16 protein-coding genes and 1 other annotated feature are annotated in these 23,758 nt (G+C 52.6%); of the genes, 11 read left to right on the forward strand and 5 right to left on the reverse strand.

The features are described from left to right. The first annotated feature begins 13 nt into the window (after positions 1-13). The 3 genes from MKY96_RS00460 (at position 14) to MKY96_RS00470 (ending at position 3,795) form a co-directional block, all read left to right on the forward strand. Positions 14-679 carry a VOC family protein gene (locus MKY96_RS00460; protein WP_340937849.1) on the forward strand — a complete coding sequence of 222 codons (666 nt, stop codon included), beginning with the start codon at positions 14-16 and terminating at the stop codon, positions 677-679. Positions 680-824: 145 nt separating this feature from the next. Continuing rightward, entirely contained in the window at positions 825-1,760 is a 936-nt protein-coding gene (locus MKY96_RS00465) for a metal-dependent hydrolase (protein ID WP_445671460.1), read from the forward strand. 208 nt (positions 1,761-1,968) lie between these two features. After that, positions 1,969-3,795, forward strand: coding sequence for an APC family permease (locus MKY96_RS00470; RefSeq protein WP_340937852.1), 1,827 nt, complete (start codon positions 1,969-1,971; stop codon positions 3,793-3,795). A gap of 77 nt (positions 3,796-3,872) precedes the next feature. Here MKY96_RS00470 and MKY96_RS00475 read toward each other — a convergent pair whose 3' ends face one another. Continuing rightward, positions 3,873-6,527 carry a cation-translocating P-type ATPase gene (locus MKY96_RS00475; RefSeq protein ID WP_340937854.1) on the reverse strand — a complete coding sequence of 885 codons (2,655 nt, stop codon included), beginning with the start codon at positions 6,525-6,527 and terminating at the stop codon, positions 3,873-3,875. 556 nt (positions 6,528-7,083) lie between these two features. Between MKY96_RS00475 and MKY96_RS00480 the strand changes: the two genes are divergently transcribed. The 4 genes from MKY96_RS00480 to MKY96_RS00495 all read left to right on the forward strand — a co-directional run bounded on the left by MKY96_RS00480 (position 7,084) and on the right by MKY96_RS00495 (position 11,038). Beyond that, on the forward strand, positions 7,084-8,508 hold the full coding sequence (locus tag MKY96_RS00480) for an ABC transporter substrate-binding protein (RefSeq protein ID WP_340937856.1): 1,425 nt from the start codon (positions 7,084-7,086) through the stop codon (positions 8,506-8,508). 62 nt (positions 8,509-8,570) lie between these two features. Then, positions 8,571-9,542 carry a carbohydrate ABC transporter permease gene (locus tag MKY96_RS00485; RefSeq protein WP_340937858.1) on the forward strand — a complete coding sequence of 324 codons (972 nt, stop codon included), beginning with the start codon at positions 8,571-8,573 and terminating at the stop codon, positions 9,540-9,542. 3 nt (positions 9,543-9,545) lie between these two features. Beyond that, entirely contained in the window at positions 9,546-10,400 is an 855-nt protein-coding gene (locus tag MKY96_RS00490; protein WP_340937860.1) for a carbohydrate ABC transporter permease, read from the forward strand. 149 nt (positions 10,401-10,549) lie between these two features. Next, positions 10,550-11,038 carry a cysteine hydrolase family protein gene (locus tag MKY96_RS00495; RefSeq protein WP_340937862.1) on the forward strand — a complete coding sequence of 163 codons (489 nt, stop codon included), beginning with the start codon at positions 10,550-10,552 and terminating at the stop codon, positions 11,036-11,038. Positions 11,039-11,168: 130 nt separating this feature from the next. On the opposite strand, the gene MKY96_RS00500 is transcribed toward MKY96_RS00495, so the two are convergent. Beyond that, positions 11,169-12,218, reverse strand: coding sequence for an LLM class flavin-dependent oxidoreductase (locus MKY96_RS00500; RefSeq protein ID WP_445671407.1), 1,050 nt, complete (start codon positions 12,216-12,218; stop codon positions 11,169-11,171). A gap of 930 nt (positions 12,219-13,148) precedes the next feature. Between MKY96_RS00500 and MKY96_RS00505 the strand changes: the two genes are divergently transcribed. Next, positions 13,149-14,438, forward strand: a complete 1,290-nt coding sequence (locus tag MKY96_RS00505; protein ID WP_340937865.1) for an arsenic transporter — start codon at positions 13,149-13,151, stop codon at positions 14,436-14,438. Positions 14,439-14,609: 171 nt separating this feature from the next. On the opposite strand, the gene MKY96_RS00510 is transcribed toward MKY96_RS00505, so the two are convergent. Further along, positions 14,610-15,836, reverse strand: coding sequence for an oxalate decarboxylase family bicupin (locus tag MKY96_RS00510; RefSeq protein ID WP_340937866.1), 1,227 nt, complete (start codon positions 15,834-15,836; stop codon positions 14,610-14,612). A 116-nt stretch (positions 15,837-15,952) separates the two neighbouring features. Here MKY96_RS00510 and MKY96_RS00515 point away from each other — a divergent pair, with 116 nt between their 5' ends. From MKY96_RS00515 to MKY96_RS00525, 3 genes are all read left to right on the forward strand, one after another. Continuing rightward, positions 15,953-17,521 (forward strand): tetratricopeptide repeat protein, encoded by a 1,569-nt coding sequence (locus MKY96_RS00515; RefSeq protein WP_340937867.1) that lies wholly within the window; start codon positions 15,953-15,955, stop codon positions 17,519-17,521. Between the two features lie 71 nt (positions 17,522-17,592). Then, positions 17,593-17,856: a binding site (T-box leader), on the forward strand. An 81-nt stretch (positions 17,857-17,937) separates the two neighbouring features. After that, positions 17,938-19,656 carry a glutamine--tRNA ligase/YqeY domain fusion protein gene (locus tag MKY96_RS00520; RefSeq protein WP_340937869.1) on the forward strand — a complete coding sequence of 573 codons (1,719 nt, stop codon included), beginning with the start codon at positions 17,938-17,940 and terminating at the stop codon, positions 19,654-19,656. A 613-nt stretch (positions 19,657-20,269) separates the two neighbouring features. Next, a complete protein-coding gene (locus MKY96_RS00525; protein WP_340944406.1) occupies positions 20,270-21,565 on the forward strand; it encodes an Nramp family divalent metal transporter in 1,296 nt (431 codons plus the stop codon). 76 nt (positions 21,566-21,641) lie between these two features. On the opposite strand, the gene MKY96_RS00530 is transcribed toward MKY96_RS00525, so the two are convergent. Both MKY96_RS00530 and MKY96_RS00535 read right to left on the reverse strand, forming a co-directional pair. Then, a complete protein-coding gene (locus MKY96_RS00530) occupies positions 21,642-22,166 on the reverse strand; it encodes a putative immunity protein (protein WP_340937871.1) in 525 nt (174 codons plus the stop codon). A 176-nt stretch (positions 22,167-22,342) separates the two neighbouring features. Continuing rightward, positions 22,343-23,659, reverse strand: a complete 1,317-nt coding sequence (locus MKY96_RS00535) for an ABC transporter substrate-binding protein (RefSeq protein ID WP_340937873.1) — start codon at positions 23,657-23,659, stop codon at positions 22,343-22,345. Positions 23,660-23,758 lie beyond the last annotated feature (99 nt).

Consider the following 23,758-nt stretch of genomic DNA (forward strand, 5'->3'; position numbering starts at 1 on the left):
GAGGTGATCCTAGATGATAAAAGAAGTAGAGATGTGGACCCATACCTTAGAAGAAATGAAATACTTTTATGAGAATACTCTTGGGCTGACGGTAGTCCAGGAACATCGGGCATCCTTCAGTGTACGAGCGGGCGAGTCCAGTCTAACCTTCAATGAGTCTGATCCAAGCAGACAGCCGAAATATCATTTTGCTTTTAATATTCCTGAGAATCAGATCAATGAAGCGTTGCGGTGGATTACTCCTAAGGTGTCTGTCATTCCTAATGAGGGCCAGGAGGTTGTGCGCTTCGAGTCTTGGAATGCCGATTCCATCTATTTCTATGATCCGTCAGGTAATATTGTAGAGCTGATTGCCCGGCACAATCTGAACAATTCCGCCAATGGAGCCTTTTCTCCAGCCAGTCTGTTATGTGTAAGTGAGATCGGTCTGCCTGTACCCGATGTGGAGGAGGCGCTGCTCAAGCTATCCCGGGTAGGAATCGTTCCTTGGCAGGACTATAGTAACCAGTTCGCTGCTGCCGGTGACGAGCATGGGCTGATTATTGCTGTGAAGCAAGGCCGGGTCTGGTTCATGTCTGATCAGGAGGAAGCCTATCCGCATCCGCTAACTATTAAGACGGCTGTTTGTGAGATCACGCTGGATGATACAGAGGGGGTGCAGGTCCGGGGGCTTCGTTAAGCTAACCGTATAGAATGAGTATAAAGGTACAAACATATAAGAATGAACTAGGCAAATGAACCTTTTCCCCGCTCCATTTGTTTATAACTTGTCAGGCTCTGAGTAGTGAAGCTTAACAACCAAAGCGGGGGGATTAAAGGTGTCTATGATATTGGCTATGCATATTGCTACACATCTGCTTACGGGCAGTTTCATTGTATCGATGGTGCTCATGCGCTATGAGATTTCTTTCAGGGAAAAGTTTGTTCTGCTCGGACTGACCTCATTCTTGGGAATTGTGCCGGATCTGTTGGGGAACAGGTATGTATCTCCTTGGTCGCATTCCATTGTAGTTATGGGACTGGTTATGGTTCCGATTGTGTTCCTGTTCAGGCTGCTGCTGAAAAAATATTCGTATACCCAGTTATATCTGTGTCTAGCGGGGAGTGTGCTGGGGCATATTCTGGTGGACTATTTGGGGCATGGGGTTCATTTGATCTATCCGCTGTCCAGCGAAGCTTATACCCTTCCTTTGATCTATCTTGGTGATCCAACAGTGTGGGTGCCTATGTTTGTGGGGGTTATGAGTTTCGTGCTTCCGGTGTCTTTGGGCAGGAGACGGGTGCTTAGTATGGGGTGTGCTGGGTTTATTGTGATCTATCTCGGCCTTAAGCTTGCTATGCTAGTGCAGCTGGAGCAAGGGCTTCCACGTAAATTCACGCTCACTCCACAGGCTGCCATACAGGTGTCTCCGCTGGGAGATAATCAGGTGCACAAGCTGAGCGATTTTTGGAAAATGGGGTTTGATGTCATCGACTCTCAGCGAAGGGTGCTTGGGGTGTTGCCTGTCTTGGGCGGAGAGGTCCGTTTAGACTTGAATATGATCTTTGCCGTTAAGAGTGACGTTGTCCGCAGCAAGACGGGAAAAGACGGGCTGGAGCAAGTATACCGGAAGCTCCCTGCCGGGGATGAGGCTTCATTTGAAGTGCTGGAGGAGATCAGCGAAGGGCCTGCGGTTGAGATTGTTGCACAGGACAAGGAAGGGAAGCCCAGCCGCTTCATCTATAAGGATGGAGAGTGGCGGGAAGAACCGAAGGAATAGACTATTGCAAAGTAGGGGGAACACGTGGAAGAATAATCTTAATGCAATCTTAATGCCCTTGCGTATTCCTTAACGCTATATTAATGCCGGACATGATATGTTGAAGGTCACAGAATAGTCTTCTGTGGTCTTTTTGTTGTGTTCGAGAACAGGAGCAGATGGGGTACAACCAAGATTCCTACAAATAACAAGCGAGTGGTGAAACCGAGTGATTTCATTTTTAAAACGATTTTTAATTGGCAGGCCCTTAAAGTCCAGTGAACTGGGAGAGCAAAAGTTAAATAAAAAGAAAGCGCTGGCTATCCTGTCTTCAGATGCGCTGTCATCCGTGGCCTACGGGCCGGAGCAGATTCTGATTGTTCTGGTTACGATTGGGGCAGCCGCCTTCTGGTATTCGATCCCGATTGCGCTGGGTGTGTTGATCCTGCTGACCGCGCTCATTCTGTCCTACCGGCAGATTATTTTTGCTTATTCCCACGGCGGGGGCGCCTATGTGGTGTCCAAGGAGAACCTGGGTAAGTATCCGGGGTTAATAGCCGGCGGTTCGCTGCTGGTTGACTATATTTTAACGGTGGCTGTAAGTATATCGGCGGGTACGGATGCCATCACCTCAGCGTTTCCAAGCCTGCATGAGCATAAAGTGGTGATTGCCATTGGGTTTGTGCTTCTGATCACGATTTTGAACTTAAGAGGGGTCACAGAATCTGCCTCCGTCCTCGCTTATCCGGTCTATTTATTCGTCCTGGCCTTATTCATCCTGATTGGTACAGGTCTGTACAACATCTTGTCAGGTAACGTTCCGGCAGAACTGCATACCTCACTGGGTACTCCGGTAGCGGGAATCAGCCTATTTCTGTTATTGCGCGCATTTTCGTCCGGGAGCTCTGCGTTAACGGGGGTTGAAGCGATCTCCAATGCCATACCGAATTTCAAAAGCCCGGAAGCGTCCAACGCCTCCAAAACCTTAATCGCCATGGGAGCGTTACTGGCTGTGATGTTCTCAGGCATTGTGGTGTTAGCCTATTATTACGGGATCGCTCCCCGCGCTGACGTTACTGTTGTCTCGCAAATTGCCGAGCAAACCTTTGGCCGGAATGCCATGTACTATTTTATCCAGGGAACGACTGCATTAATCCTGATCCTGGCTGCTAATACGGGCTATTCCGCCTTTCCGTTGCTGGCTGTGAACCTTGCCAAGGATAAATTCATTCCGCGAATGTTCACCATGCGGGGGGACCGGCTGGGTTACTCTAACGGAATTATTATATTGGGTGTTTTGTCCATGATTCTGATATATGTCTTTGAGGGGAAAACGGAGCAGCTGATTCCTTTATATGCCGTAGGTGTATTCATTCCCTTTACGTTGTCGCAGAGCGGAATGATGGTGAAATGGCTCCGGGAAAAGCCTGCGGGCTGGGTGCAAAAGTTCATCATCAACACGGTTGGTGCTCTAATCAGCTTCGTTGTGACGATGATGTTCTTCATGACCAAGTTTACTCAGGTATGGCCGGTATTTGTCTTTCTGCCGATTCTGCTCCTGGTGTTCCACCGGATCCATAAGCATTATGAGGCCATTGCGGACCAGCTTAGAATTTCGACCTGTGAGGAAACGATCAAGATTGAAGGCAATGTGATTATCGTGCCGGTCGCCGGAATCACTCATGTCGTGATGAACTCCCTGGAATATGCCAAGTCGCTGTCTCCGCAGCAGATAATAGCCGTCTACGTGCCCTTCGAGCGGGAAGATGAAGCGGTGTTCGAGGAGAAGTGGAGAAAGTGGCAGCCTGACGTAAGGTTAGTAACCTTATATACTCCTTATAGAAGCATCGTACAGCCATTGACCAAGTTTATTGATAAAGTGAATTGGAAGGCTGCAGAGTTGAACCATAGGGTAACGGTCATTATTCCACAGTTCATTCCGAAGAAAGGCTGGCATAATATCCTTCATAATCAATCGAGCCTGCTGATACGCGCCCGTCTGCTGTTCCGCAGCGATGTGATTGTCACTACAGTGCCTTATCATTTGAAGAAGTGATTGAGTATAAAAAGCCTGCACCCCATACCGGGAGTGCAGGCTTCCTGCTGTTATTAGTTCCATTCACTTAGCCTGGCTTAAGCAGCCTGCTTCACAGGCAGCAGACGGCGGACCAGCTTCGCCAGCTCCATCACAATGACTGCGCCTAGGGCGAGTCCGGTGGCGGTCAGCCAGTGGTTCATCCCGAAGGTGGCAGGGATCGAGAAGATCTCTCTGACACCCGGCAGGACCGCAATGCCGTAGAAGGCGAAGCAGATCAAGACCGCGCCGATTACATATTTATTGCTGAAGAAGCCGGCTTCCACAGAGGTCTGGCTGTTGGAGCGGGCAGTGAAGGTCTGCAGGGTGCGCGCCAGAATCAGTGTGGTGAAGGCCATCGCAATCCCCATTTCATCCGAATGCTGCAGCCCGATATACTGGGAGATAATTACGGCAATCCCGATCAGCAGACCACGGGTGATCACTGCCTGCATCATCCCGCCTGCGAAAATGCCCTCGCTGATGTCCCGCGGCTTGCGGCTCATTACATCCGGCTCGGCCTTTTCCATGCCCAGGGCAATCGCCGGGAGGGAGTCGTTCGCCAGGTTAATGAACAACAGCTGAATGGCCGTGAACGGATTGATCCAGTCGAAGATCAGGGCGAACAGGATGGCGATAATCGCACCCAGATTGCCGGCGAACAGATAGGCGATCGCCTTCTTAATGTTATCGAACACTGTCCGGCCAACAGCCACTGCATTGACAATCGATACGAAGTTATCATCGGTTAGGATCATAGCCGCCGAATCCTTGGCGACATCGGTTCCGCTGCCCATGGCCACCCCGATATCAGCCTGCTTCAGTGCCGGAGCGTCATTGACGCCGTCACCGGTCATGGCGGTGATTTTGCCCTTACGCTGCCAGGCCCGGACGATCCGGATCTTATTCTCCGGGGAGACGCGCGCATACACGCCGATCTGCTCCAGTCTGCTGTCCAGCTCTTCGTCGGACATGGCATCCAGCTCCTGGCCGGTGACGGCGATCTCATGCTCCGCCATCAGTCCGATGTCGCGGCCGATCGCCTGGGCCGTAGTCTTGTGGTCTCCGGTAATCATAATTGTGCGGATACCGGCTTTGTTGGACTCGGCAATGGAGCCATATACAGCCTCGCGCGGCGGGTCAATCATCGCCGACAGGCCGACCAGCACCAGGTCCTGCTCATCGTCAAGCCCCACCTCAGTCACCGTATCCGGCACGTTCTTATAGGCATAAGCAAGCACGCGCAGCGCTCTGCCGGAGAACTGTTCATTCGCTTCATTGAAGTTTTCCAGGACCTCCGCCGTCAGCGGAACCTCCCGGCCCTCCAGCAGGACATGGGAACATCTGCTGAACAGTACATCCGGGCCGCCTTTGGTCAGCAGGGCCTTCTGTCCTTCGAACGTATGCAGCGTAGTCATCAGCTTACGTTCAGAGTCGAACGGCAGCTCTGCCTCGCGCGGGAAGTTATCGCGGATCTCCCGGTAATCCCTGTCCCTGCTGTTGCTGAAGGCAATCAGCGCTACCTCGGTCGGGTCGCCCAGCTCCTTGCCTTCTTCATTAATATTGGAGTCGTTACAGAGCACGGCAATATGCAACAGCTTGCGGGCCTCCTCCGACCAGTCATCAGCCTTCAGCTTGAACTGCTCCTCTGGCCCTCCGGGGAGGTAATAATCGACAACCGTCATTTTATTCTGGGTCAGCGTCCCGGTCTTGTCCGTACAGATAACGCTCGTTGATCCCAGTGCCTCTACAGCAGGCAGCTTACGGATAATGGCATGCTGCCGGGCCATCTTATTCGTGCCCACGGAGAGTACAATGGTCACGATAGAAGACAATGCCTCGGGAATAGCGGCAACGGCTACTGCTACAGCGAACATCAGGGCATTCAGAATAGCCTCGGTGGTATCCACAGTTTCATTCGAGAGCCAGACGCGTGCGGCCTGAATGGAGAAGATCAGTACAGACAGCAACAGGACGGCGATCCCCAGCTTTTTGCCGAAGCTCTCCAACTTGCGCTGCAGGGGCGTCTGCTTGGCCTCGGCACTCTCGATCAGCCCGGCAATCTTTCCGAGCTCGGTGCCGAGTGCCGTTCCTGTAATGACCAGCGTTCCCCGGCCATAGACGACCAGCGAGCCGCTGAAGGCCATATTGCGCCGGTCGCCCAGCGGAGCCTCCTGCGGGATCGGGTCAGTATGCTTCTCTACGGCTTCGGATTCGCCGGTCAGCATGCCCTCATCGATCCGCAGACTCCCGGATTCAATAATCCGTCCATCCGCAGGCACATAATCGCCAGCCTCCAGGAAGACGATATCGCCCCGGACCAGCTCTCTTGCCGGAATCGACAGTAAGGCCCCGTCGCGCATGACCTTGGCTTCGGGTGCGGACATTTGGCGCAGGGCGTCCAGTGAGCTCTCCGCCTTCCGAGTCTGAACCACACTGATTACAGCATTCAGAATCAGCACCACGAAGATGATGACGGATTCCATAATATGTCCCATTATGATCTGAACGGTTGCCGCGATGAGCAGCACAATGACCATAGGATCTTTGAAATTCTCCAGAAACAGCTTCCAGAGCGGGTCTTTCGCTTTGCCCTTCAACTCATTGTAGCCTTCCTTGGCTAGCCGGTCCTCTACTTCAGCAGACGTAAGCCCGCTTGCGGAACTGTTGACGTCTTCCAGGGTGTCTGAACTATTGCGGCGGTAATACTCCATCAGGTACAAGCTCCTCTCCCGTTTGTTATTCTTTAGTCTGTATGGTCCAAATTTACGTTATATGGCACGACAAGTTTCATTATTCTCAGCTCGGGCGGCTAATTACTTATACCCCAATAGACCATAGTTAGATAGAATGAATTCAGATAATTATTCGTTAAGGTGAAAAATATTTCGTAAAGGCAGGGTTCTGCTTGAATCGGCAACGAAGAGAACTATTTCCTTCCGCTGATTTTCATTATTCAGAATGGATGGACCCTCGCGATCAACTTATACCCATCTATCATTGCCAGGAATGAGGCATACTATTTCAGTGACGGCTTGCTTCTGACAAGAGTCATTAAGAGTAGAGAGATCCATCACGATTGATTCTTCTCCTGCGTGTTAAGGCGCTTTGGCATTTAGCCCTGGCGTCTTTTTTGTACTTTTTAGAGCAAAACCCATAAATAGTGGTATTTTTCCCAATGAGGGGTTCCTTATGCCGGGGAGAGACAAGCACTATAATATGAAGGCGGTTACAAAAAACCGAGGATGAATATAAAAGGGGAGGCAAAGTATGAAAAGTATGAAGCGTGTTTTAACGGGGCTCTCAACAGTACTCGTGATGTCATCTGCTCTGGCAGGATGCGGCGGCGGGAATTCGGATTCCAGCTCATCCGGCGGAGCCGTGACAACGGCTCCGGCCGCATCGAATGCTGCAGAGGCTACCAAAGCTCCGGAAGCGGGTAGCGGTGAGAAGGTAACGATCAATCTGTGGAGCTTTACCGACGAAATTCCGAACATGACCAAGAAGTATATGGAAGCGCATCCTGATGCGAATGTGGAATTCAAAACTACGGTAATTGCAACTACAGACGGTGCTTATCAGCCTGCACTTGACCAGGCGCTGGCAGGCGGCGGGAAGGATGCCCCGGATATTTACGCAGCGGAATCCGCGTTTGTACTTAAATACACGCAAGGCGATGCATCCACCTATGCTGCAAATTATGCAGACCTCGGACTTGATGATCAAATGGTAAAAGATGCTGGCATCGCCCAGTATTCTGTAGATATCGGCAGCAGCCTTGACGGTCATCTGAAAGGCCTCGGTTACCAGGCTACAGGCGGTGCCTTCATCTATCGCCGCTCCATTGCCAAGGATGTCTTCGGAACCGATGATCCGGCTAAGATCAAAACAGAGGTTGGGCCCGGCTGGGATAAATTCTTCGATGCAGCGAAGAAGCTGAAGGCTAAAGGCTATGGTATCGTATCCGGCGACGGCGATATCTGGCACCCGATCGAGAATAGCTCAGACAAGGGCTGGATCGTGGACGGCAAGCTGCACATCGATCCGAAGCGTGAAGAATTCATGGATCTCTCCAAGAAGCTGAAAGACAACGGCTATCATAACGATACAACAGACTGGACAGAAGCATGGTATGCCGATATGTCGGGTGCAGGCGCTCAACCAATCTTCGGATTCTTCGGTCCGGCTTGGCTCATCAACTACGTGATGAACGGTCAGGTGAAGGATACCAACGGCGACTGGGCTGTGACTGAACCGACAACAGGCTTCTTCTGGGGCGGTACTTGGCTCTTGGCCAATGCCGAAGTAACCAAGGATGACGCGAAGAAGCAAGCCGTTGCAGACTTCGTTAAATGGGTTACACTCGACAGTTCCGAGACGGGCCTCCAGTATTACTGGGCTAACGGTACGATGAAAGCGGGCGAACAAGGCACGAAGGATAGCGTAGCTTCTTCTGTGGTGATGTCCAAGTCCAATGGTGAAGTTCCATTGCTCGGCGGACAGAACATGTTCGACGTCTTCGTTCCGGCCAACGCGAATGCTTCAGGTAAGAACCTGACCCAATTCGATGAAACGATTAACAAAGCCTGGCGCGAACAGGTACGTGAGTACACTGCAGGCAATAAGACCAAGGAAAAAGCAATCGAAACCTTCAAGTCGCAAGTCAAAGACCAGCTGGGTATTGAAAGCGAATAAGAGGAATTCGAAGGGGGCGGGGGATTATCCCCGCCCCTATAATCAACTAATGAGGTGAGAGCATGCGCCGCAAGGATGTCAGCTATGCGAAATTCGGCTATATCTTTACTTTTCCATTTGTACTTGCCTTTCTGATTTTTTCGCTGTACCCGATTCTGTATACAGCAGTCATCGGGTTCACGGATATGAAGGGGCTCATTCCGAAGCCTATACATATCCTTGATAACCCGTTCCAGAACTTCAAGGATCTCCTGTTCGATAATGTTTCATTCCGCAAGTCCCTGATCAATACCTTCCTCCTGTGGATTACCAACTTTATTCCGCAGATGGCCCTTGCGCTCTTGCTGACCGCCTGGTTCACGAACAAGCGTCTGAACGTCAAAGGACAAGGCTTGTTCAAGGTTCTGCTCTATATGCCGAATATCATCACTGCAAGTACGATTGCCGTGCTGTTCAGTACCTTGTTCGCTTATCCTATGGGTCCGGTCAACAGCCTGTTTCAGATGCTGGGCTGGAGTGATTCTCCAATCTTCTTCCTGCAGGATAAGACGACAGCCCGCGGCATAATCGCCTTCATCCAGTTCTGGATGTGGTACGGGAACACGATGATCGTCCTGATTGCAGGCGTAATGGGGATTAACCCGGCGCTGTTCGAGTCGGCGGCGATTGATGGCGCGAACGGGTTCCAGACCTTCTTCCGGATCACCCTGCCGAGTCTGCGAACCATCCTGCTGTTCACCCTGATTACCTCGATGGTCGGCGGTCTGACCATGTTCGATATTCCGCAATTATTCCTGGCGGGCGGACCGGATGACTCTACGCTTACTACGTCCATGTTCATCTACGGGCAGGCGTTCAAGGGCAGCTACATGTATAACCGTGCTGCAGCCGCAAGTATGATTATGTTCCTGATTTCTGCTCTACTGTCCGGCCTCCTGTTCTACGTGATGCGTGACCGGGACGCAGCCAAGTTGAAGAAGATCCAAAAACAAACACACAGAAATGCTGCCCAGGCAGCGGCTAGGGAGGTGTAATCCATGGAGAAGAATCGGGAAAGCAGTAAAGTCACCCAAACTGTAAACAAGACGATTATCTACGTGGTTTGCATTGCTTTGGCAGTACTCAGCATTTTGCCGTTCTGGATTATGTTCGTGAACGCTACACGCTCTACACCGGAGATTCAGAGCGGACTCTCCTTGCTCCCTTCGAGCCACATGATGGGCAATCTGAAGGTGCTGCTCGACAAGAGCTTTGATCCACTGCAAGGCTTCATGAACTCCTTCATTATTGCCAGCGGTGCAACGCTCTGTACCGTCTACTTCTCCTCACTGGCTGCTTACGGACTGGTAACCTACAGCTGGAAGCTGCGGGGCGCGTTCTTCACCTTCATTATGTGCGTGATGATGATTCCTTCCCAAGCCAGTGCGATCGGTTTCTATCAATTCATGTATAAGCTGCACTGGACCAACAACTTCCTTCCGCTGATCTTGCCGGCCATTGCAGCGCCTGCGGTGGTGTTCTTCATGCGTCAATACCTGCTCGCTACACTATCCATTGAGATCGTGGAAGCTGCTCGTGTTGACGGATCTGGTGAATTCAAAACCTTCAACCGGATTATTATGCCGCTGATGATGCCGGCCATTGCGACACAAGCCATTTTTGCTTTTGTAGCCAACTGGAACAACTTGTTCATGCCGTTAATTCTCCTTACTCAGAAGGAGAAATATACGATGCCTATCATGGTTAGCTTATTGCGCGGGGACATCTACAAGACGGAATTCGGCTCTATCTATATGGGGCTGGCGCTGACCGCATTGCCGCTGTTCATAGTCTACTTCCTGCTGTCCCGTTATATTATCGCAGGTGTAGCACTGGGCGGAGTCAAAGAATAACCGGATCAGGATAGCTGTGAAGACAAACCATACTGCAGAGAAGGTCCATTCCGGTGGATCATTCTACTGCAGTTTTTTGTATGCGGTTGGTTGAATGAACAGCCGTCATCGGGTAATGTTGAAGGATAAGCGGATAGGGGGAAGCAGGAGTGAAAATCGGATTGTTAATTATTGATCTGCAAGAGGTCCATGTCAGCGGGGTAGAGCAGAAGGAGATTGACCGCGCCTGCGAGTATATCAATTATGTCTCCGGGATGCTGCGGGCCAAGGGCCATGCCGTGATTCATATTCAGGATATTGAAGGGATGCAGCCCTCTGAGGAAGCGAAATTCGCGATCATCCCCGGAATTGAGATTCAGGAGACGGATTTCAACGTGAAGAAGGAATACTCGAATGCCTTTTGGAAGACGGATCTGGAAAAGCTTGTGCGGGAGCAAGGCATCGATCTGCTGATTCTCTCCGGCTATGCCGCCGAGCATTGCGTTCTGTTCACCTATAACGGGGCTGCCGAAAGGGGAATCAAGGCGGTGCTGCTGCAAAATGGGATTCTAAGCTCTCATAAGGATGTAATCACGGCGGCGTACAGGGACCGGAATCTGATTTCGTATCCTGTGATTCAAGCGTTGGTGCAATCTTAGCTGGCTGAGAAGGAACGCCGGACGATACGAAGATAAGATAAGAAGCTTCAGATGACGTCACAAAAAAACACCTCCGGCGCCGAATGGGCCTTGAGGTGTTTTCGGTATGCTTTGCTGTGCTTGCGTGCAGTTATTTCCCCTCGATCCGGGCCAATTCCTTATGCACAATAGGCGCAACCTTAGTACCCAGCAGCTCGATGGCACGCAGGACCTCGCGGTGCGGCATGTAGCCGACATTCACATGCAGGAAGAACCGGGACACGCCGAGATTCTTGCGCAGCAGAATGATCTTCTCGGCGACATACTCTGCGTCACCGACATAGAGTGCTCCGCGTAAGCTGCGGGCATCGTCGAAGGCTGCGCGGTTGTAGGTTCCGCCCCAGCCCCGTTCGCGGCCGATGACATTCATCTGTGCCTGGGTGGACGGGTAGAATAAGGCCGCAGCCTGGTCGTTAGTTTCACCTACGAAGCCGTGGGAGTGTGTGGCGATCTGCAGTTTATCCGGATTATGTCCGGCGCGTGCTGCGGCTTCCTTGTACAAGTTCACCAGCGGAGCGAACCGTTCTGGCATTCCGCCGATAATGGCGAAGGCAATTGGCAGACCCAATGTTCCGGCCCGCACGGCAGATTCAGGATTACCGCCGCTGGCGATCCAGACCGGAAGCGGGTCCTGAACGGCACGGGGATAGACCGGCAGATTGTGAATCGCCGGACGATGTCCGCCGCGCCAGGTGACCTTCTCGGAGGCACGGATCGCCAGCAGCAGCTCCAGATTCTCCTCGAACAATTCATCGTAATCCTCCAGACTGTAACCGAACAACGGGAAGGACTCAGTGAAGGAACCGCGTCCGGCCATAATCTCTGCCCGGCCGTTCGAGAGGCCGTCCAGCGTAGCGAACGCCTGATAGACCCGCACCGGGTCATCTGAAGACAAGACGCTGACCGCACTGGTCAGTCTGATCCGCTTGGTTGTCGCTGCCGCTGCGGCGAGGACTACAGCCGGGGCACTCCCTGCATAATCCTTACGGTGATGCTCGCCTATTCCATATACGTCCAGGCCCACTTGGTCAGCGAGCACAATCTCCTCGACAGCTTCCCGCAGCCGTTCTGCATGGCTGATCGTCTGCCCCGTCACCGGGTCAGGTGTAGTCTCCAAAAACGTGCTTATTCCTATTTCCATAATCTTCTTCTCATCGGCCATGTTCATCCGCCCCTTTCTTCATGTCATCATTCTACTATACTTTTTAATGTTTCTCAACTTTAGTAAGTGAAATGGACGAATTTTGTTTTTTTATTATTGTATACAGAAGACTCCGTGATAAGCAGGGCAACAATTGTAATCGAAAAACCGATTACAATTGGAGCGGATGCGGCGCGTAGGCGAGATGTAATCGAAAAACCGATTACATTGGGCCAGGGTGCGGCGGGTAGGAGAAATGTAATCGAAAAACCGATTACAATTGGAGCGGATGCGGCGCGTAGGCGAGATGTAATCGAAAAACCGATTACAATTGGACCGGGTGCGACGGGTAGGAGAAATGCAATCGAAAAACCGATTACAATTGGAGCAGATGCGGCTCGTAGGTCGAATGTAATCGAAAACCGATTACAATTGGACCAGTGTGAGGGTGCGATCCACACTTGTTCTCACGCCAAAGAGACCGGATTTCCCCGGCCTCTTTGGCGGCTTGTTGTCTTCAGGATTCAGGATTTATCCTTCTTGACGGCAAGCTGTACGATCATAATGACAAGAACGAGCAGTGCGATGAGCTGGTCTGTACTCATGGTAGTCCGAACCTCCAATCCCGTAACAAGGATGGCTCTTCCGGACCGCGTCTCCTCTCCAAGAAGCTGCTTCGTTCCCCATAATCCAGCCTATGTATTCATACATACACTTAGTACTTAAGCATATAAATATTATTGCAGCAGACGGCTGCCGGGTGGGGTGGCGATGGCTCTGAACAGGCTTGCGTAACGCAGGTGAACCTTCCAGCAATTTTTATCTTGTACTTCACATGAGGCTGCTTTAGTATATATAAATTGGCTTATATTTATATCTACTGTAAGGAGTGCATCGGGGAATGCTGCAGATCAAATGGGGGGCTGCATTATGGTTGTGATAGCCTGCCTGATTTTTGTTGTGACTTTGGTTTTTGTGATCTGGCAGCCGCGGAATTTATCGATTGGCTGGTCCGCCTGCGGCGGGGCGATTCTCGCGCTCGCGGCAGGGGTGGTCAGCTTCGGCGATGTCCGTGATGTGACGCTGATTGTATGGAATGCAACGCTTGCATTCGTAGCGATTATTCTAATTTCCTTAATTCTCGATCGTGTCGGCTTCTTCGAGTGGGCGGCGCTGCATATGGCGGCGGCGGCACGCGGCAACGGCACGCTGATGTTCATCTATGTAATTGTACTGGGTGCAGTCGTGGCGATGCTGTTCGCCAATGACGGGGCAGCGCTGATTCTGACGCCGATTGTGCTGGCGATGGTCCGGGCGCTGAATCTGGACGAGCGCAAAGTCTTTCCTTTTATTATTGCCAGCGGCTTCATTGCCGATACCACCTCGCTTCCGCTGACCGTCAGCAATCTGGTGAATATTGTCTCCGCCGATTTCTTCGGCATCACCTTCATGCAGTATGCAGGACATATGTGGCTGCCTACCCTGTTCTCGCTTGGAGCAAGCATTCTGGTCTTATATCTGTATTTCCGCCGCAGTATTCCGAAGGAGTATGACACCGCCGGAATGAAGCTTCCGGGGGATGCCATTAAGGACCAGCGGATGTTCCGGCTATCCTGGTTCGTACTTGCGCTTCTGGTAGCCGGATATTTCGTCAGTGAATTCCTGGACATTCCGGTATCCGTGGTAGCGGGAGTGATCGCAATCTGTTTCCTGCTGATGGCCCGCAGAAGTCCTTACGTGAAGACGATGGAAGTAGTCAAGGGGGCGCCTTGGGCGATTGTTTTCTTCTCCATTGGCATGTACGTAGTGGTGTATGGCCTGCGTAATGCGGGACTGACGGATGTGCTCGCAGAGATGATCAGCGGAATTGCGAAGCACGGGCTGTTCGCAGCCACGATGGGGATGGGCTTCCTGGCCGCGCTGCTCTCCTCGGTGATGAATAATCTGCCGACCGTGCTGATCGGGGCGCTGGCCATTGATACCGCACATGCCGCTGGTCTGGTGAAGGAGGCTCTGATCTACGCCAATGTTATCGGTTCGGATCTGGGCCCGAAGATTACACCGATTGGTTCACTGGCCACCCTGCTGTGGCTGCATGTGCTGTCCGGTAAGGGTGTGAAGATCTCCTGGGGCACCTATTTCAAAATAGGAATGATCCTGACGGTTCCCACACTGTTCATCACGTTGCTGGGTCTATATTTGGAGCTGAAGTGGCTCTAATCTAAGCGGATCAGGCGTTTTGCAGTGACCGGTGAATAGCTAAGCACTGTGAGAATTGTGTAATTTACTGGAAAAATGATATAAGAAAAAGCGGTGCAGACGGTGAGTCTGGCCGCTTTTTGTTGTTGGCGTGTCCCTGGGCAATTGGAACTGCGAAAAATGTAACAACGCCTACCCTTTCTGCTTCCCATGCTCCTGTTCCTTTCCCTGCGGCTGCTCCTGCTGATCCGGATACTTCACCACAGGCCATTTCACCTTGCGCAGGGCGTTCATCAGCTCCGGCCCGGCATGCAGATTGCTGCTGACCAGCTCCCTCGGCGTGAGCGCCATCCACTGGTTGAGGGAGACATCGGCGAACCGGTCGCTCTTGAACATTTCCAGGAACCAGAGCGTATCGGTGCCGGTATTCTGAACATAATGCCCCTGGGCAAAAGGTACATAGCCGACATCCCCGGCTCTTACATTGAAGGTGCGCGCATCGCCGTCCCCGCCGAAGACGGTCATCCGTCCTTGTCCGCTGAGATAATACTGCCACTCGTCATTGTTCGGATGCCAATGCAGCTCCCGCATCGCCCCGGGCTCAATCTCTACCAGGGCTGCGGCGATATTCCGGGAGACGGGGAAGTTGCTGGAGTCGACAATCCGCACACTGCCACCCGGGGTCTTGAGCGGCGGCTGGGCCATCAGCCGATGCTTGAAGCTCAGCGGAATTTCCCCGTAAGGCGATTCGATCCGCTGGCTCTGGATCGGGCCGGGCACCTGGTCCTGATAGATGTATACCTGCTTGTTAGGAAGATAGGCGAATGCGGACTCAGGTACGCCGAAATTCGCGGACAGGACTTCGCGCGGCGTATGGGCGAACCAGTCGGAGATGGACAGGGTGTTCAGATCTGAGAAGCCTCCGTCGTCGAACACAAGCAGGAATTCACATCCCTCAGCCAGACCTTGAATGGAGTGCGGGATACCCGGGGGGAAATACCACAGATCGCCGGGACCGACATCGGCAATGAAGTTGCGGCCATTCTGGTCCACGGCTGTAATCCTTGCGCTGCCCAGCAGCATGTAGGACCATTCTGCCTGCTGGTGCCAGTGCAGCTCACGTACGCCGCCCGGCGTCAGGCTCATATTCACCCCCGCAAGCGTAGTGGCCACCGGAAGCTCCCTGACCGTCACCTCACGGGACCAGCCGCCATGATTCAGCTGCATGTGGGCGTCGGAGAACGAGAACTTCAGATTCGGGATCAGCCCGTTGTCCGTGACCGGAGGAACGAACATATCGGGATTCTCCCGGTCGCGCATGATGTCACGTGGACCCAGGTCGATATTGCCTGCACCGTCACTGCGTATGGGCTGGGGAATGACGGACTGGCCTGGAGAACGGGGATGCTCAGGATTCATCGCATAGGCTCCTTTCTTGAACGCACAGCATTTCAAGAAAATATATGCGCAAATGTGATAATATTTGACTACCGGACAAAGATCCGTACGATAATCAGAGAGCAGGGTTAGAGCCAATGACATTAAGTGGACAAGAACGCTACCGCTTCAGCGAAGCGCCTATATGGGAATTGCAGCGCACCTATTATGAACAGCTGGGTCTTCAGGCTTGGGCCAATGACCAGGTTCCGCAGTATATTACAAGCAATCCGATGATTGGAACAGCATATGCGGAGATCATCTTCGGCTTTCTTCAGGACCGTGCGCAGAAGGGATTCACTACAGAGCCGGTAGTGGTGCTGGAGCTGGGTGCGGGAGTGGGGCGTCTGGCGTTCCATGTGCTGCAGCAGCTGTGTGAGCTGATCCAGTATGCGGGCGTGCTGCTGCCGCCGTTCCGTTACGTGATGAGCGATTTGCCCTCGAAGAACATTGAGGGCTGGCAGCAGCATGAGGGACTGAAGCCTTTTGTAGAGCAGGGAATGCTTGACTTTGCCCGCTTCGATGCGGTCCGGGATACGGAGCTGAGCTTAACGCAGAGCGGATTGGTGATTAAGCCCGGGGAGCTGGGGCAGCCGCTGATGGTAATCGCCAACTACTTCTTCGACAGTATCCCGCAGGAGCTGCTCTATATGGATGAAGGCAAGATTTATGAATGTGAGGTCTCGCTGAAATATCCTGAGCAGTCCGCTGCCATGGGGCCGTCCGAGGTGCTCCGTGATCTGGTGCCGGAATACCATTACAAGCGTGCAGCGGGCTATGAGGACCCCTCGTATCCTTATCACGAAGTGATCTCGTTCTATCTGGACAAGCTGGAGGATTCACATGTACTGTTCCCGGAGGCAGCCCTGTCCTGTATGGAGCGTCTGGGTGCACTCTCCCGGGGAAGCTTCCTGCTGCTCACTGCCGATAAGGGAGACCACCGGCTGGAGAACTGGGAGTTCGCCGAGCCGCCGAAGCTGATTCATCACGGAAGCATCTCGCTTACGGCGAATTATCATGCGCTGGTGCATTATTTTGAGCGGAAGGGCGCACAATCCCAGTTCACGCAGCATCATTATAAGAATCTCAATGTGGGCTGCATTATGATGCTGGAGGAGCCGATGCTGCATCCGCATACCCGGCTGGCCTACCGGCGGTTTGTCGAGCGGTTCGGGCCGGATGATTTCTTCAGCCTGAAGGTGTGGATCGACAAGAATTACGACATCATCGGCATGCAGCAGATCCTGGCCTTCTGGCGGCTGGGGGGCTATGACGCGGAGCTGTTCATTCAGAGTGCCGAGCGGATCTCTGCGCTGCTGCCGGATGCCAGCGACGAGGAGCTGCTGGACCTTCAGCGGGGGATCGACCGGATGTGGCGGGGCTTCTACCCGATGCCGCAAAAGTATGATCTGGCGCTGGACTGCGGCCTGCTGCTGTTCGAGATGGAGCAGTACGGGGAATCCCGCCGCTTCCTGGAGCATTCGCTCCAGTCCAGTGAGGAGGAGCCGGTAATTACCGTGCTGTACTGCCTGGCGATTTGCAGCTACGAGCAGGAGGATGATGCGGCGGCGCTGGATTATACGCGCAGATCCCTGCTGATCGAGCCGGAGCATGAGGAAGCACTGGAGCTGCTGGCTGCACTGAGCCAGCCCCCGGCAGAGGCTTAGGCTGCTGCTCCCGGCAGTCCGGTGCAGCCCTTTACACCCGTTGTGAGTTTTGTTATTCTGTATCCAATAACGCAAACGCGATGACGAGAAGAGTACATTCAGGTTCTTCCCTCACAGAGAGCTCCGGCTGGTGTGAAGGAGCAGGGAAGACTGGATGGAAACAAGCCTCTGAGCGGCTTACCGGAACCAGGCAGCAGCCGGGGATGGTACGACAGGAGCTCCTGTTACAGAGCTAGAGTATAAGCCCTGCCGGACGGCAGCGCCGTACTTGATGAGATTAATATGGTGACATATTAATGAACCTGGGGTGGTACCGCGAGAATTTCGTCCCCAAGACTTAGGGTCTTGGAGGTGAGGTTCTTTTTTTGTTGTATCCAGATAAGGCGGCGTACCACCCATGAACAGGAGGAAAGTGAATGACTGACGATACTGTTACTACGAATGACCCGGCTCTGCCGGAGAATTATATGGAGAGGCTGATTAGAGAAGATGTGGAGACGGGAGTCTTCAGCCGGGAGATTTGCACCCGGTTTCCGCCGGAGCCCAATGGCTATCTGCATATCGGGAGTGCTTTTGCCATCCACACGAATGTGGGAATCGCCCGTAAATATGGCGGACGCTTCCACCTGCGCTTCGATGATACTAACCCGCTCAAAGAGGATATGGAATATGTGCAGGCGATCATCCGTGACCTTGAATGGCTGGGCTGCAGTCCAGGAGAGCACATCTACTACGGCTCTGATTACTCGGAGGAGATCTACCGCAGGGCAGAGACGCTTATTCTGAAGGGGAAAGCCTATGTCTGTGATCTGACGGCAGCGGAGGTAACAGCTTACCGGGGGACCTTAACCGAGCCGGGGAAGGACAGTCCTTACCGCAGCCGAACGCCGGAGGAGAATCTGCGGCTGTTCCGGGAGATGCGTGTGGGGAGCTATCCGAATGGCGCTAAAGTGCTGCGGGCCAAGATCGACATGGCCTCGCCGAACATGAATTTGCGTGATCCGGTGCTGTACCGGATCATTCACGCAGTGCATTACCGCACCGGCAATGCCTGGTGCATCTACCCGATGTATGATTTCGCCCATCCGATTCAGGATGCGCTGGAAGGGGTGACGCATTCGCTCTGCTCGATCGAGTTCAAGGATCACCGGCCGCTGTACGAATGGGTGCTGAACGAGCTGGGCACCCCGGAACCGCCGAGACAGAGGGAATTCGGCCGGGTGAACCTGACCGGAGTGGTTACAAGCAAGCGGCATCTCCGGGCACTGGTAGCCGGAGGCTTCGTGGACGGCTGGGATGATCCGCGGCTGCCCACGCTTAGCGGGCTGCGCAGACGGGGATTTACGCCGGGGAGCATCAGGGATTTCGTAGAGGAGATTGGGATGGTGCGCAATACGGCAATGGTAGACTTTTCGCTGCTGGAGCATTGTCTGAGGCAGGATATTAAGGCCAAGGTGCCGGCTGTCATGGCTGTGCTGGACCCGCTGAAGGTCGTGCTTACTAACTATGCAGCCGGAGCCTCAGAGCTGCTTCCCGTCAACAACAACCCGGAGAACCCAGAGCTGGGTTCAAGAGAGGTGCCGTTCTCCGGCACACTCTATATCGAGCGGGCCGATTTCATGGAGGTGTCTGTGAAGGGCTTCCGCAGACTGGTTCCGGGCGGCGAGGTGCGGCTTAAGGGCGGTTATATTATCCGCTGCAATGAAGTCATGAAGGATGCGGAGACGGGAGACATCCTCGAACTGCGCTGCACCTACGACCCGGATACCCGCAGCGGCGGCCCTCTAAGCGGCCGGAAGGTGAAGGGGACTGTGCAATGGGTCTCGGCTGCTCATGCGCTGAAGAGTGACGTATACCTGTATGAGCAGCTGCTGACGGATAATAACGGGCCGAAGGAGGATGGAGAGAGCTGGGAGGAATACATCAATCCGAATTCGATAACTCTGCTTAAGGATTGCCTGCTGGAGCCGCTTTCGGGTAACCCTCAGCCCGGGGACACCTACCAGTTCCTGCGTCACGGCTATTTCTGCATTGACAGCAGGCTTAGCACAGCTCAGAAGCTGGTGTTCAATAGAATCGTTCCGCTCAAGGACACCTGGAAGGGCAACGCAGGACACGTAAGCAGCAGCGAATAAGTTAGTGGGTGAATCTAGAATCTGGCGGGTTGTGCAGGCTATGCCAGGCTAACTTCTTAAAAAGTTTAGAATGTTACACAAGCAGCGGTGCTCCTGTTACTGGAGGATCGCTGATTTGCGTATGCGTCTGCCAGGCTAATGTTTGACAAGTGGGAGAAATATCGGTTGGGAGTAAAGCGTTGGCTGCACTTTGTACATTAGATTTCATTATAATCGACCAAAAAGCAGCTTCTATTGTAGTTTATACAGCAGATTATTGGGAAAATGGCCTTTTAAAACAAAAAACCGAAAATCAAATGTATGAAATACAACAGAGTGAGTTTTATCGCAAATTATTGTGTAATCTACTGCACAAAGTACAATCACCCCCGGCAGAGGAGTCAACTCGATAATGGGAGCGGGTAATAACATAAGGGTATGAGCCTCACTTTATCGCGTGACTTTACATAATATGGGTGGAGGATTAGGAGTGCAGGCATTACATGAAAACCCAATGAAAATACATTTACATTTCTCATTTTGAGGATTATAATAAAACCAGATCAAATGTTGCACCAGGGAAACTTTCGTGTGTATAGACAACTTTTTCCGGGCAAGAGGAGGACAGAACATGATGGAGCAAAATACCGCAGTAGAATCATCCCCTATACTAAAAGCTCATACCAACAAACATTCGGCGCAATCGGTGCTTAACGGAGATGTCAAGGGACTGAAGAGGCTTCTTCCTTTTCTGGGCCCGGCTTTTATAGCTTCCGTAGCTTATCTGGACCCCGGCAATTTCGCCACCAATATAACCGCAGGCTCGAAATACGGGTATCTGCTGCTCTGGGTCATCTTCGCCTCGAATCTGATGGCCGTACTGATTCAATCGTTATCCGCCAAGCTTGGCATTGCGACTGGCAAGAATCTGCCGGAGGTCGCGCGGGAGAAATTCCCGAAGGGCGTGTCGATTTTCCTCTGGATTCAGAGTGAAATCGTCATTATCGCCACCGATCTCGCTGAATTCATCGGCGCGGCGCTCGGACTCTATCTGTTGTTCGGGATACCGATGCTCCCGGCTGCACTGATTACCGCTGTAGGGTCATTCGCCATTCTGGAGCTTCAGCGGCGCGGGTACCGTACCCTGGAGGCCGGAATCGCGGGAATGGTGATGATCGTGGTGCTGGCTTTTGCATTCCAGGTCATTATGGCGAAGCCTGATGCGGGCAGCGTGGTTGCCGGCATGTTCACTCCAAGATTCGAGGGCGTGGACAGCATCCTGCTGGCTGCCGGGATTCTCGGCGCAACGGTGATGCCCCATGCGATCTATCTGCATTCTTCGCTAACCCAGAGCCGGATCGTCGGGATTGATGAGCGGGAGAAGAAGCAGATCTTCCGGCTGGAATTCATCGATATTCTCATTGCCATGCTGATTGCCGGTGCGGTCAATATGGCCATGGTCATTGTGGCCGCCGCACTGTTCTTCAAGAACGGCCTGGTGGTCGAAGACCTGGATGTCGCTTTCGAGCAGTTCCGCAATCTGGCAGGACCCGTTACGGCGGTCTCCTTCGGCCTGGGCCTGCTGATCGCAGGGCTGTCCAGCTCGTCGGTAGGTACGATGGCCGGTGATGTGGTCATGCAGGGCTTCATTAATAAAAAAATCAATCTCTACCTCCGCCGGGCGATCACCATTATCCCGCCGCTCGTCATCATCGCCTTGGGCGTTAACGCAACCAGCGCACTGGTAATGAGCCAGGTCGTCCTGTCCTTCGGGATTGCCTTCGCCCTGATTCCGCTCGTCATCTTCACCAGTGACCGCCGGATCATGCAGGGGCTGGTGAACCGCCGGATCACCACCATTCTCGGCTGGATGATCTCCGCCCTGGTGGTCGCGCTGAACCTGTTCCTGGTAGTGGAGATGTTTGTGTAACACGCTATAACAGATTATCCAGGAGGTCGTCCTTTAGCCATAAAATGGCTTGAGAGGAGGGCCTTTTGTTTTGATTTCAGCCTAAAAGCTCTGTTAACTTTAATTGTCGTTCCCGTTCCTTAGTAGAAGCATCTATAGAGTTATTTGTTAAAGAATTCGTTGTCTTTATTGCGTAGTCACTGCTAACTAAAGCATGTCCCCTCATATGTCCTGTTGCAATGGCTTGGGCGAAGGAACGCGCAGCATGTTTGCTAATCTCTGTTTTGGATTCTTTCGCCAAATCATTCACTACAAATCCAACCTTTCGTAAATCGAAGGCTCGAATCCTTCCGTCTATTCGTTTTTGTAATGTCTCAATCCCCAGAAGTATTCGCGGGTCCTCCTTTAAAGAGTCATCAAGATAATCTAAGTACGGAGTAGCTACTCGCAAAGCCCATTCCGCAAGTAACTTTTGCGGCATTTTTTCAAGAGCTTCTTCAATTCGATTCCGCAAATTGCTGTTATCTATGATTTTTATTTTAGGGCTGCTATGTTTAAATTCGATTTGTGCTTCTTTTAATATCTGCTCATGCGTATTCCATGCATAGTCTTCTAATTTCACTGAAAACACTCCTATCCTTTTGAACAGAGGGGTATGGGGATATAACAAATTTTACATCCAAAATTTATCCGGATGCAAACTGCCCGTGGATGTCAGCCGCATACCCCAAAAAGGAGTGCCACAGTACCGTTTGCCGGCTGCTGAGGACACCCCTAGTCTAAAAAAAGGCTTCCATCCTATTGCTTCACAATATCCTGCACAGCCTTATCCAGCTTCTCCAATAGCTGATCGTGGTTCAACTGTCCGCCGAGGTACTCCTGCATGGCTGCGCCGAAGCCCTGGGTGACGCCGTCAGGGAACATATCCCAGTTCCAGCCCAGCGCGCTCGCAGACTTCTCTTGCACGGCAACGGCGACCTGGCCGATATCAGCGGCATCTGCGGTGATATTTGCTTCCGCCGGGATGAACTTGAATTCCTTGGTCAGATACTTCTGGCCGGTTTCCGAGCTGACCATCCAGTTCAGGAAGGCCTTGGCTTCCTCCGGATGGGCGGATTTGCTGTTCACGATATAGTTGTTGGGCACGCCTACCAGGATGGTACCTTCTTCGTTATTGATCGGGAGCGGGAGGAGGCCCAGGTTCAGAGCCGGATCGATTTTGTCGATATCGCCTTGCGTCCAGTTCCCCTGCAGCATCATGGCGGCCTTGCCGGAGGCGAATTCAGCCACCTGGGTCGCGTAATCGGTAGTCATCTTGTTATCCTGGGCGTTACCTATGATCACATCGACCAGATCCAGCCATTGCTTGAAGACGGCATTGCCCTTGATGGTCTGTTTGCCTGCCTTGACATCGTCAATGAACTGCTTCGGATCAGGCTGGTGCGCCATGCCCACGTTAACAAGGTGAATCCCCATGGACCACCACTCATTGGTCGCTTCGAACGGCGTGATGCCGGCGGTCTTCAGCTTGGCTACGGCATCCTTGAGCTGCGGGAGTGTCTTGGGCTCTTCCGTTATGCCGGCTTTGGCGAACAGATCCTTGTTGTAGATCAGCCCGTAGCCTTCTACATTCATAGGCATGCCATAGAGCTTGCCGTCTACGGTTGCCGGTGTCTTGGCAGTTGGGATCAGCTGGGCGGCCCAAGGCTCATTGCTCAGGTCAGTGGCGCGGTCCATATAAGGAACAAGGGCTGTATACCCGCCGTTATTGAAAATCTCAGGCTCAGAGCCGGAGGCAATCTCAGCTTTCAGCAGCGCGCCGTAATCCTCACCGCCGCCATGCGTTTCGACTTCCACCTTCACCCCCGTCTCCTTCTCATATTCTTCAGCGAGGGCATTCAGCTGCTCGGCAATCTCCACCTTGAACTGGAACATTTTGATGGTAACATCCTTGGCAGGCGCTTTGCCGGCTTCCGGTGCTGCGGATTCGGTTGACGCGTTAGGAGCATTCGTAGCGCTTCCATTGCCTGCGGAATTCGTATTGCCGCTGTTCCCGCAACCTGCGATAATGAGGGTGCAAACGGTTGCCATGATGAACGCGAACTTTCTTTTCATAGAATAACCTCCCTGGTCTGTGGTTCCTGCTCTTAGAGCGTAATGGAATGGATAGATGACTTACACTTCATATGTTGCTCGAAAAAGTGGATATTATTG

It is taken from the genome of Paenibacillus sp. FSL R7-0302 (assembly GCF_038006885.1).
In the GTDB taxonomy this organism is placed as follows: Bacteria; Bacillota; Bacilli; order Paenibacillales; family Paenibacillaceae; genus Paenibacillus_AQ.